Source organism: Candidatus Marinarcus aquaticus (genome assembly GCF_004116335.1).
Lineage (GTDB): Bacteria > Campylobacterota > Campylobacteria > Campylobacterales > Arcobacteraceae > Marinarcus > Marinarcus aquaticus.
The window spans coordinates 87,161-99,146 of sequence record NZ_PDKN01000010.1 but is presented as its reverse complement, the minus strand read 5'-3'; the positions used below and the strand labels follow the sequence as shown (position 1 = coordinate 99,146).

Sequence of the window (11,986 nt, the reverse complement as noted above, 5' to 3'; positions counted from 1 at the left end):
CTAAAGAACTTTGCATTCTGTTATTAGTAAGAGATGCTGATTCTTGTGCATTTAAAGATGCAACGTTAGTATTAATTCTCATAATAAATCCTTTTAATTATGACACATTGAAAACGTAAAAGTTTTCACCGGATACCTTCTTGGAAGACCAAGCATGAAGCTTAAACTCTAAGAGTTTATCTTCTCGGAATCAATCAATCCCTAATTTTTATAATTGAAGTATGACACACCATTTCTTAAAATTAGCTTATAAATAATCTAATTTTAAGAAATATATAAAATATTATAAGAGGTTACTAAGAGAAATTTTGTTACCTTTCTAGAAAGCTTATACAGGAACACCATGTTAAAATATATTCTATTACTTGCTTTAATTTTTCTAACAGGTTGCCACAGCATTTTTGATACTGCTCTTGAAAAAAAAATTGATGAACAAAGCAGGCAAACACAACTGTTATTAACAAAAGTAGCGCAACTAGAGGCCGCACAAAAAGAGAATAATAAACTTATTTCTGATTATTTGAGTCTAACAAAAAATGAATTACAACAAAACAAACAAAAAAAAGAGCTGCTTTCACAACAACTTCCCACAAAAAAACAGGTCATTGGACAAATTGAGACTATCTATTTAAATCCACCTAAAATAAATCTGCCCGCACGAATTGATACGGGTGCAACAAGCTCATCTATACATGCAATCAATATTCAACCTTTTGAACGAAATGGAAAAGATTGGATAAAGTTTGATATTGTCTATGAGGATAAAACATACCACGTTGAAACCAAACTGATTAAATATATTAAAGTGGTACAATCAAGTACTAAAACGGCTCAAAAAAGAGCCGTTGTGGAACTTGAATTGACCATGGGTAAAATTGTACAAAACACTCTTTTTACTGTAACCGATCGAAGTCATATGTCCTATCCTGTTCTTATTGGTCGTAATGCACTTAAAGATTTGTTAGTAGTAGATGTTGCAAAAAAAAATACCCTAACACCTTCTAATAAAAAAGAGCCATAATGAATCAAAAAATCTTTAATATCTTTATCCTTTTACTGTTTGTATTGGGAATTGCTCTTACGTTGGTACGTAACAGCATTGCACAAACACCTCTTTTAGAAGGAGAGACTCAAGATGTTTGGTTTATTGAAGCACGTATAGATTTTGTTGCTTCCAATGAACCTGTTAATGTGAATTTTAATGTGCCCAAAAATCCTCCAGGATTTGAACTTATTAAAGAACAAAGCAGTTCACCTGGATACGGATTTAACTATGTTACACCCAACAACAATAAACGAGCACAGTGGACCAAACGAAATGCTAATGGCATGCAAACACTCTATTATAGAGTACAACTCAAACCCACTTCTTATGATTCCTTTTATGAGGTACCTGTAATTGAACCAGTCAACAAGCCTCTTATTCCATGGAAAGGTTCACAAGCTGTTGCGGCACAAAGTATTATTGAAGAGGCGACGCAAAAATCAAGTGATGAAATCAGTTTGACCAATGAACTTGTATCACTGCTTAATCAACAAGAGAATCAAAACATCAACTTACTGTTATCCAGCAGTAAAAAAACTGCTCTTTTACAACAGTTCTTAACCTATCTTAATGTACCTAATCGACTCTCATATGGATTATTTTTAGAAGATTCAAGAAGAAACCAAAAGCTCAAACCTTTTATAGAAGTCTTCTCTGAAAAAAAAGGGTGGCAACTTTACAGTGCTAAAAGTGGTCATATTGAAGATATCTCTTCAGTACTTCTTTGGAGTCAAAACAGTGATGTCGTTTTAGATGTTATAGGAGGCAATGAATCCAGTGTTAAATTTTCTATGCTCAAACGAACGGTTCCTGCAATAAAACTTCAAGAAACGCAAGAGAATTCACTGTTTGAACTTTTTAGTGTGCATAATCTTCCCGTAGAAGAGCAAAACATGTTTAAGATGATGTTACTGCTTCCTGCTGGGGCATTGGTGGTTGTGTTTATGCGAATCATTGTGGGACTGAAAACTTCTGGAACATTTATGCCAGTACTCATTGCTTTAGCCTTTATTCAAACCTCATTTTTACCCGGTCTCATCAGTTTTGTCTCGATTGTTATCATAGGCTTACTGCTTCGCAGTTACCTCTCACACTTAAACTTGTTAATGGTATCTCGAATTTCTGCCATTATTATTATCGTTATTTTTATCATTGGAATGCTCAGTATCATTGGTTACCATTTAGGATTTAATACGGGTATGACCGTTACCTTTTTCCCTATTATCATCATTGCTTGGACCATTGAGAGAATGTCAATTCTATGGGAAGAGGAAGGAGCTGTAGAGGTCTTAATCCAAGGTGGAGGAAGTTTGATTGTTGCAACTTTAACTTATATTGTGATGCAATGGTCTTTCTTAGGACACCTTACGTTTAACTTCCCCGAAATCAATCTCTCGATTATTGCCTTGATTTTACTGTTGGGGCGATACTCAGGTTATCGACTCAGTGAATTGTATCGTTTCAGAAATATGGACTTTAAATGATCAACTTTGGAATACATCGCCTTTTAAGACAAAAGGGGATTTTGGGCATGAATCAACGAAATACGGACTATATTGGTCGATTTAACAATCGAAAATATTATCCCATTGTTGATGATAAGCTCAAAACCAAACAACGTGCCACTCAATTTCATATTCCCACACCCACTTTAATTACGTCACTTTCAACACAACATGAAATCAAGTATCCACAAAAGTGGATTGAAGAATACAAGGCCTTTGCTATTAAACCTTCAAAAGGTTCTGGAGGGAAAGGGATTCTTGTCATCACAGAGCATGATGGTGAAATATTTAAAAAACCCTCAGGGCAAACGCTCACACTTTTTGAGATACAGCATCATCTCTCAAATATCTTAGCAGGCCTGCACTCTTTAAGTGGTAATCTTGACACAGCAATTATTGAAGAACTCATTTATATGGATGAGATTTTTGAAGGGTATTCACATGAAGGAATTCCCGATATTCGTATCATTGTTTTTCAAGGTTATCCCGTTATGGCAATGGTACGTCTGTCAACACACTCATCTGATGGTAAAGCCAATTTACACCAAGGGGCTTTAGGTGTGGGGGTCAATATTGCCACAGGACAATGTATTGATGCTATTTATGATAATGAACGTGTGACTCATCACCCCGATACCCATAAAAAACTCAGCGACTTACAACTGAAAAACTGGAATGAACTTTTAAGATTGGCGTCAGGGTGTTACGAGATGTCTAACTTGGGTTATATTGGGGTAGATTTAGTGCTTGATAAGTTTAAAGGACCCATGCTTTTAGAGCTCAATGCAAGACCTGGGCTTTCTATTCAAGTAGCCAACAAAGCAGGCTTGATTCCACGACTGCAACAAGTAGAGGCCTTTAAACACACTCACCCCATGCTTGAAACGGTAGAACAACGAGTAAAACGTGCACAAGAATGGTTTATCTAACGTTTGATATAATTGACTTGCGTTGGATATGCAAACTCTAAATTATTATTTCGAATAATCTGTGCTATTTTAAAAAGCACATCCTCTTTGACTTCCAACCACTCTACCCAGTTGGTTGTTTTAGAAAAACAGTAGACTAAAATATCTATGGATGAGTCATTGAACTCATCTAAATAGACCATCAAATCACGTTTGATTCCGTAGAAATCCTCTTTTTTTGCAAGCTTCAAGTTTTTAATACGCTCATTGACGATATCGCTCTTTTTCGTCGCAATTTCAGGGTGCGTTTGTAACATCTGTTCAATATCTTTAATCGCATTTTTAATATCTTCTAAATTACTCTCATAGGTCACACCAATATTCATCTTAATTCGTCGACCTAAGACGCGTTTACTCCAGTTTTTAATCGATGTGTTGGCTAATTCTGAGTTCGGTATGGTCACCAATGCATTATCAAATGTACGAATGGTCGTCGTACGCATTTTAATCTCTATAACGGTTCCTTCATATTTATCCGTTACTATCCAATCACCTTGATTAAAAGAGTTGTCCATCATCAAGTTTACACTTGAAAAAAGATTACTTAAAGTCTCTTTAGCAGCAAGTGCAATCGCAATTCCCCCAATTCCCAGTGATGCTAAAATCGCTTTTACATCAAAATCAAGCTCAGTTAAAATAAAGAGTGTAATCACTAAAAACAGAATAAATTTAAAGATATTGAGCATAAAACTGACCATTTCTTTTCGAGTTGTCGTATGATTTTCAAAAAAGGTCTCTGCATAAATATCGACCCATTCATCAAAGAGTTTATAGATTAAATAACCCGTATTGATGATATATATAATGTTAAAAAAAGTCTCTGCTTTTATGAGGTCAAACTGTCCATTATGCACAATTTGAATAAAAAGTTCAAAAGAGAAGATCAATAAATAAAGCTTAATGGGTTTAGTAAAACTGTTGGTCAAATAGTTTTGAAGTTGTATGTTGCTCTCTTTATGAGAGTGCCCTTTTTGTCTCTTTTTAATAAATGTAATGATAATAGGCATGACAAAAAGACGCAATGAATTGATCAATATAAAAAAGAACATTGCAACGAGTATACGCCCCATATCCACAGATAAATAGTAATTTAAGTAAATATTCATATTCTCTATAGGTTTATAGTCATTAATCGCATTCACCCAAAAACTGATGTTAAATCGACTGATTAAAAAGTTGCTTTTCTCTATTTTTTTACTGTTATGATAGAGGTAGTTCAATACTTCTGTAAAAGTTAAAACATCGGTTGTATAAGTTTCATAGTTTAATCTTAAATCATCATAAATAGGAGCATCGATGTTTTTACTTTTTTCATAATACTCTTGAAACTTAGTCAACAACGTATCATTTTTAATCCGCTTTTTAACACTTTGAATATATTTTCGTAACCCATTATTGGTAATATACCCTTTTCGTAATTTTATGATTTGATTCATCGCCTCATAAAAAAGAATTTGATTGCTGATGGTGGTATACTCTATCTCATCTCGAATAAAAGCAACATCATACCCATAACTCTCATTGGCAGACATTTTTGACGAGAGTTTTTCTTGTTCACTTTTGAGTTCAATACGTTTAAGTTGTGCATTTTTTTCATTAATGATGAGTTCTAAAATATCTTCAAATATCTCTTTTTTCTGCTCATACACCAGCTCTTCATTGATTTTATCATTGACTTTGAGCTGATTATTGAGTATTTTTAATGCATCTATGCTGTCTTGAAGCTGACTGCTTGCACTGCTTAAAGGTAAGTTTTTAATATCAAGAGTCTCTTGCGAGAGCCCTACTGTCATGAGTATAAAAAATATGGCAATACTACGTTTGAACACTTATTGAACTCCTCTTTTAATTAAATCCACCGTACAAATAAAGCACCAATGGAATATAAAAAATGGATATCACTGTGCTCAATAACACAGTGAAACTTGCTTTTTCTGGTTTGGCTTTTAAAAGCACTGCTAAAGTGACGGTGTTTCCTGCCAGTGGTACAATGGAGATTAAAAACAGAACTTTATATATCTCCTCATTGAGTGCTTGAAAAAGAGTACTGTCTGCAAAAATAATCAACAACACACTCGCTGGCCACACTAAAAATTTATAGAAATAAGCTACTTTGATGTAACGTTTATCAAAGTCCTCTTCTAAATTAAACCCTTTCATGCCCATTCCAAGCATCATCATACCTAAAATACCATACGCCCATTTAAGCCCTTCAAAGTATGGTACAATCATTTCAGGTGTACGAACACCTGCAACATTGAGCATCAAACCAAAAATAAAGGCATACAGTAAAGGCAACCTGAGTACTTTGACCAACGATTGTTTGGCAGTGAAATTGCCTTTTGCAGTGACATAAAATCCCGTAGTATTTTCATACAAAAGCGATGCCATCGTTGCAAAGATATAGATATTAGCACTTTGAGGATCCAGCAAAATCATTGCCAATGGAATTCCAAAGTAACCCGTATTTCCTGTACCACAAGTAAAGGCTAAGGTATTCAAACTCGCATCTTTCCAATGTGTTTTATAGTGGTGCAAAATCCAAAAAGCAATAGTGCTTCCAAATATAAAAACAAACAGGGGCAAAAACACCAACTGCATATTGATATCAATAGACAAAGTGGCAAAAAAGACCACAAAAGGTCCTAAAATATAAATCAGTAAAAATGCAATACTGTCGCGTTTGAGTTTAAAGTAGTGCGCCAGTACGTATCCAATGATAATATTAACATATAAAGGGGCGATTTTGCCCAGTAAGATAAAAAAAAGATTCATTCATATATTCCTTACGGTATTATACTCAAACATTATGACAAAATTATAATTTTTATAACCCTAAATACGAAGATAATGCAAAAAGTATCACAACACATACTAAATACATTTTAAGTGCATAGAAAATATTGACTTTAAACAGATCAATGGCTTTTAAATCATATCGTGACTGCATCGTTAAATTTAACCCTGAAAAAGGGGAAGTTGAAACAGCTGTGGACCAAGACATTAAAAAAGTAACGGCCAAAAGGGTATGATTAAGCTCTCCCATCCAATTACCAATAACAGCAATGGATATAATGGGATGAATACCAATAAACGACAATGCAATCAATACAAACAGTACAACTGATGCTGCAAAGCCATCAAACGTTTCAAATGGTAATTGTACGTTTAATCCCATTAAAATTGAGCTGACAACCACTCCAAAACTACCTGCAACTAAAAACAGCCCTAACTCGTTTTTCATATGAGGCAAATCTTTGATGATATATGCACTTAACACACAGTGCATTTTTTTATGTTTAAAAGGAAGTAACAATAAAGTCAAAAGCACACTGAACAAAGCAATGAGTATGATGATCTTAATGTGTGCATAATAGTGATGCGTAAGAAGAACAAACAACGCAAGTAAAAACGGTAAATAAAGCGTCTCAAAATGTATGGGGTAGCCTTCAAATGTTTGAAGATTAAACACTTTATTTCGTTTCACATCCACATAAGTAATGATAAAAGCAATAAAAGCCAACACCAAGCCCACACTCATAATGGTAAACGTATTGAGTTGTGGGGCATAAGTAATGGCTGCAGCGAACGCTACAAAAAAAGGAGACCAATAAGCATCTGAAGAGAAGGCTCTGGTTAACAATACAATTTGCAACTTGCTTAATGGCGCACTTTTATACAATCTGTCTGCCACGAGTAAAAGAGAAGAGAGATTAATCACTGAACCAAACAGATGAACCCCGGCATAGGTTTTTAAAAAACTTTGCTCCCCTTTAGGTAGAGCTTTGATTTTTTCTTCTTTAGGTGTAGCAATAAGTCGTAAAAAACCCACTCCAATAAGCAGTGTAAGCAAATATTGATTGATGGTAATAAATCTCTTCATATCCACTTCAAAATCATTCATCACACAGACCAATACTCCTACTAGCGTTAAAGCCATCAAGATATAAAGCAGCATTTTATTGCGAATCTCTTGAAAAAGCAACAACAGTGCAACCCAAGCAGAGACTCCGCTGTAGAAATAAAGCTCTGGTTCAATAAAATAGCTGTATTGAGTGATTACAAAAGAGATAAAAATGAGTATACCACTCATGGCGTGTCGATTATTCATTGGCGTATTATACAGTGAAAATGTGTTAAAATCAAAAAAAATTCAAAGGTGCAGTTTGATACGTTTAGGTTCCAACTCTCAAACAAGAGCCCTGCTTCTAAAAGAGCACGGCATAGAGTTTATACAACAAGGAGGCAATTTCGATGAAGATGCGCTTACCACCACCCAACCCAAATCCTTTGTGTATGAAGCAACGTTAGGAAAATTCAATGAACTTTTCTCTTTATATGGAATAGATGACATGCCTTTATTGGTTGCAGATACTGTGGTGACATCCCATGGTGAACTGCTTCGAAAAGCCAAAGATAAAGAGGATGCCAGACGCATGTTAAACCTTCAAAGTGGTAACAGTGTTTCCGTCATTACTTGCATGATTTATAAGAGTACAACCCTTCAACTCATTGATATCTCTTCCACCACCTATTTGTTTCACCCTTTTGAACCAAATGATTTAGAAAACTATATTCATTCGGGTGAGTGCATGGGGAAAGCGGGAGCAATCATGGTAGAAGGTTTTTGTAAACCCTATATCAAAGAGGTTCATGGGTATGAAAGTACCGCTATGGGTTTATGTGTAGAAAAGCTTCTTCCCTTTTTAAAACTTTGATATAATTAAAAAAAGGAGTCATAATGCCTCATTTACAATTTGAACTCAATATAAACGTTAGCTCTAAAAAAAAAGAGCAATTCGCTCAAAAAGTACGAGAAAATTTCAGTGAAGTTATGGACACAGGCACGGACCATATTGCTATATCTATTCGAGAGTATGAGAAATACGCCTTAACAATTGGTCGAGCCAATCCCACAGATGATATTTGTCTAATGAACTTAGATATCAGAGAAGGCCGAACCATCGAAAAAAGAAGGGAACTTGCTTTACGTTATATGAGTATTATCAATGAACTCTTTGATATTCAAACCAAAAATCAGTACATCACTTTCACTCAACACAGTGGTGAAGATTTCCACCTCATTGAAAAATATTTGGATGGTTGGCAAAGTGGAGAAGATCCACTTTGTTGATCATTTAAGTGATTTTTTTAAATCCGTAATAAACTCCGTCACGTCATCATGAAGCGCTTGTAAGTCCTCTTCATGTTCGACCTCATCAGCTAAAATCTGACTGACAATATCATACGTAACAATATCTTTATTATGTGTGAGTTCAAGAATGTCACTGTAGGTTTTAATTGCACATTGTTCCCCTTTAATCGCATCATTTAAAATCTCAACGACATCAAAATCTTTAGGGGCTTCATAACTGCAATTGCTCTTTTTAAACCACTCTTTGGGGTGCAAAAGAGGTGTACCACCCAATTGCAGAATACGATCTGCCACCATATTGGCATGGCGCAGTTCATCCGTTGCATGTTGATTGAGCTCTGCAATGGCTGCATCTTTCATGATACCTTTGACCACTTTTGCTTCGACAAAATATTGATAATAAGCCAACCATTCATCGGCATAAGCTCTGTTCAATATTTTAATCACCTCTTTTACTTCAATACCTTTTATAATAGAATTTCCAACTCGTGCCATTGTCAACTCCTTGAAGATCTTTTACAATAAAGTCTAACTTAAACCGTTTTAAAAGCAACTAAACTTAATGCCATAATTGCCATTCCTAAAGTTATACCTAAAATTGTCGTGTGAGCATTACCATAAATACGTGAGGCAGGGAGAAGTTCATCAAAAGAGATGTATATCATAATCCCAGCTACCATACCAAATGTTATGGCCAAAGTTGATTCTTGCATGAGTGGGAAAAGAATAAAAAATCCAATCACTGCTCCAATGGGTTCAGCAAGTCCAGAGAGTGTGGCATACCAAAACGCTTTCTTTTTACTTTGCGTTGAGTAATATATAGGCAGAGATATAGACATTCCCTCTGGAATATTATGTATGGCAATAGCCAAGGCAATGGATAGTCCCAATGTAGTATTTTCTAAAGAAGCCGTAAACGTAGCAAACCCTTCTGGAAAGTTATGAATACCAATGGCTAAAGCTGTAAAAATCCCTGTACGTTTCAGGGTGTGTTCTGCATGTGAAGCATGGGTATGAGGTTTTAAAACATTGAGTTCTGAGTTGCTTTTGGGTTCATGAGGATTCACATCTTGAGGTATGGCTGCATCAATAAAAGCGCTTAAACCAATACCTACAAAAAAACACAATAACATCAACAGTTCTGCGGTTATCTCATTGTGATGTATTTGCAAAAAAGCTGCTTTGGATTTGACCAAAATCTCTGCAAAGGAAACATAAATCATTACCCCAGCAGAGAAACCCAATCCAAGCGAAAGAATTTTATAGTTCTTCGCTTTTGAGAAAAATGCGAGTACCGCTCCAATACTTGTGGAGATACCTGCAAGAAAGGTTAACAAAAGTGCCAACATATAATCATCAAATGTAAGTGCATCCATGTATGATTATATGCCTTAATCTTTTAAAAACGACTTATTTATCTCTGTATTGTTCCTCTTCTTCGATGGAGTCATCATACTCTATGATATTTATATCCATATCCTCTTTTCCTAAAAACTCTTTTTGGTTGGCATTATCAACAATGACTGTGGCAATTCGTTGTGTACTCATAGCAATATTTTTTGTCTCAGATGCAACATTGGCATTGGATTGCGTTTGTTGGTCAAGCTCTGCAACAGCATTATTGATTTGTTCAATACCCGTGTACTGCTCTTTACTTGCATTTTCAATATCTTTAATGAGTGTTAACGTCTCAGAAATGTTGTGATTTAAATCATGATACCCATGTATCATCTTATCGGCGATGCTTTTACCATTGTTTGCTTTTTGTGTTGCAGACTCCACAAGATTTTTAATCTCAGTGGCTGCTTCTGCACTTCGTGAAGCCAAGTTTCGAACCTCTCCAGCAACCACAGAAAATCCTTTACCTGCTTCTCCAGCCGTTGCAGCTTCTACAGCTGCGTTAAGTGAGAGAATATTGGTTTGAAATGCAATTTGATCAATAACCGTAATGGCTTCATGAATCGCTGTCACCTCTTGATTAATATCATCCATTGAAGTGGTCGTCTCTTGCGCAAGTTTTTCACCTTCATTCGCTGATGTTTGAAGTTTATTGGCAAAGTCTGCCATTCGAACGACATTTTCAGTGTTGTTTGAAATATTACTTGTAATCTCTTCTAGTGCAGCTGCTGTCTCTTCCAGACTTGCTGCAGCTTGATTGGATGCCAAACTCAATGACTCCACATTTCGAAGCAAGTTATTGGCACTTTGCTGTAAAATCAAACCATTCTTTTTATTTTGAATCAGCATCTCATTGATGATTTCAGCCAACTGATTTAATCCTTGCGAGGTTTTACCCGTTGGATTGGGAATACGATGTCTGAAATCTAAGTCGTGGAAGACCTCCAATGCTTTTTGAATCTTATTCATGTCTCCGCAAATATTCTCTGCCATAATGGAGAGCATTTGATTAAAAATCACTTTAAGTTCATGCAGGTTTTCACTGTGAGTATCGTGTTCTATTTGTTTATATAAAATACCACATTTCACCTCTTGCACAATATCTTTTACATTATCAATTAAACGAGAATCCTCTTCAATGGCCATACGTGTTTTTTCAATATTTTCATTGACCACTTTTGACATTTGAGCAAACTCATCTTTTCCATTGCCATCCAGCATTTTCACCTCTTTTGAAACATGGTTCAAATAATTAAAAAATGAAAGCAATCCATTTTGAAAACTTTTTAAGGTATTCACAATATGATTTGCAAGCAACAGTGTGATCAGTACAAACAGTGCAATGGAAGTAATCCCTATAACTGAAAGAATGGTTTTTAATTGTTCATTGGATTGCTCATTAGCGCGTACAAGGGTTGTATTAATTTCGTCCAGTTTTGCTTCCAATTGCAGACCAATTTGCACCATTTCTGAAATGATGCTTTTGACTTCAGTTGACTCTTCTATTTCTCCCAAAGAAAACTCATCGATTCTTTTTGAAGCAAACTCTTTGAAATAACCAATGTAAGCTTGACTTGCTGTTATAATCTCATCACAGAGTTTTTTATTTTCACTCAATTCCAATTGTATTTTTAAATTGGCGACACTTTCATTCAAAGAGTTAAAATCATTGACCACTTTTTGGGCTTTTTCATCTGTAGGTGTTCGTAAAAATTGATAAACTGAGATTCGCCCTTTTAATACTTGTGCAATAAAATGTTCAGTCTCATTAGCTGCTTGCGTTTTTTGTTCGGCTAAATGATCATAATATGAATAAATGGCTCCCGATAAAAATTGTATTACAACAAATAGAATCGGTAAAATTAAGAGTTTTTTTCGTGTACTGATATTGTGTAACATGCTCTCTCTCCTGTAA

Annotated in this window: 11 protein-coding genes; 5 read left to right on the top strand and 6 right to left on the bottom strand. The window is 35.2% G+C overall.

The window, feature by feature from the left end; all coding sequences use genetic code 11:
- Window positions 1-343 precede the first annotated feature (343 nt).
- Genes CRV04_RS11935 through CRV04_RS11925 form a run of 3 tightly spaced genes read left to right on the top strand, consistent with a single transcriptional unit; the run spans window position 344 to window position 3,479 of the window.
- Window positions 344-1,021 carry an ATP-dependent zinc protease family protein gene (locus CRV04_RS11935; protein ID WP_128997083.1) on the top strand — a complete coding sequence of 226 codons (678 nt, stop codon included), beginning with the start codon at window positions 344-346 and terminating at the stop codon, window positions 1,019-1,021.
- Window positions 1,021-2,529, top strand: a complete 1,509-nt coding sequence (locus CRV04_RS11930; protein ID WP_128997082.1) for an inactive transglutaminase family protein — start codon at window positions 1,021-1,023, stop codon at window positions 2,527-2,529. The genes CRV04_RS11935 and CRV04_RS11930 overlap by 1 nt, the downstream gene beginning before the upstream one ends.
- On the top strand, window positions 2,526-3,479 hold the full coding sequence (locus CRV04_RS11925) for an alpha-L-glutamate ligase-like protein (protein ID WP_128997081.1): 954 nt from the start codon (window positions 2,526-2,528) through the stop codon (window positions 3,477-3,479). Before CRV04_RS11930 ends, CRV04_RS11925 begins: the two co-directional genes overlap by 4 nt.
- On the opposite strand, the gene CRV04_RS11920 is transcribed toward CRV04_RS11925, so the two are convergent.
- Genes CRV04_RS11920 through CRV04_RS11910 form a run of 3 tightly spaced genes read right to left on the bottom strand, consistent with a single transcriptional unit; the run spans window position 3,476 to window position 7,629 of the window.
- Window positions 3,476-5,347: a mechanosensitive ion channel family protein gene (locus tag CRV04_RS11920; protein ID WP_128997080.1), complete on the bottom strand. Its 1,872-nt coding sequence runs from the start codon at window positions 5,345-5,347 to the stop codon at window positions 3,476-3,478. The genes CRV04_RS11925 and CRV04_RS11920 overlap by 4 nt on opposite strands.
- A gap of 16 nt (window positions 5,348-5,363) precedes the next feature.
- A complete protein-coding gene (locus CRV04_RS11915; RefSeq protein ID WP_128997079.1) occupies window positions 5,364-6,293 on the bottom strand; it encodes an AEC family transporter in 930 nt (309 codons plus the stop codon).
- A 52-nt stretch (window positions 6,294-6,345) separates the two neighbouring features.
- Complete coding sequence (locus tag CRV04_RS11910; protein ID WP_128997078.1) at window positions 6,346-7,629, bottom strand: tellurium resistance protein TerC; 1,284 nt, start codon at window positions 7,627-7,629, stop codon at window positions 6,346-6,348.
- Between the two features lie 55 nt (window positions 7,630-7,684).
- On the opposite strand from CRV04_RS11910, the gene maf reads away from it, so the two are divergent.
- Both maf and CRV04_RS11900 read left to right on the top strand, forming a co-directional pair.
- A complete protein-coding gene (maf, locus tag CRV04_RS11905; protein WP_128997087.1) occupies window positions 7,685-8,236 on the top strand; it encodes a septum formation inhibitor Maf in 552 nt (183 codons plus the stop codon).
- Between the two features lie 23 nt (window positions 8,237-8,259).
- Window positions 8,260-8,652 carry a tautomerase gene (locus CRV04_RS11900; protein WP_128997077.1) on the top strand — a complete coding sequence of 131 codons (393 nt, stop codon included), beginning with the start codon at window positions 8,260-8,262 and terminating at the stop codon, window positions 8,650-8,652.
- On the opposite strand, the gene CRV04_RS11895 is transcribed toward CRV04_RS11900, so the two are convergent.
- From CRV04_RS11895 to CRV04_RS11885, 3 genes are read right to left on the bottom strand one after another with little or no spacing between them, the layout of a single operon-like run.
- A complete protein-coding gene (locus CRV04_RS11895) occupies window positions 8,653-9,168 on the bottom strand; it encodes a ferritin-like domain-containing protein (protein ID WP_128997076.1) in 516 nt (171 codons plus the stop codon).
- A 38-nt stretch (window positions 9,169-9,206) separates the two neighbouring features.
- Complete coding sequence (zupT, locus tag CRV04_RS11890; RefSeq protein WP_128997075.1) at window positions 9,207-10,049, bottom strand: zinc transporter ZupT; 843 nt, start codon at window positions 10,047-10,049, stop codon at window positions 9,207-9,209.
- A gap of 34 nt (window positions 10,050-10,083) precedes the next feature.
- The gene (locus CRV04_RS11885; RefSeq protein ID WP_128997074.1) at window positions 10,084-11,970 is read right to left on the bottom strand and encodes a methyl-accepting chemotaxis protein; all 1,887 of its coding nucleotides are present in this window, start codon (window positions 11,968-11,970) and stop codon (window positions 10,084-10,086) included.
- Window positions 11,971-11,986: the final 16 nt, after the last annotated feature.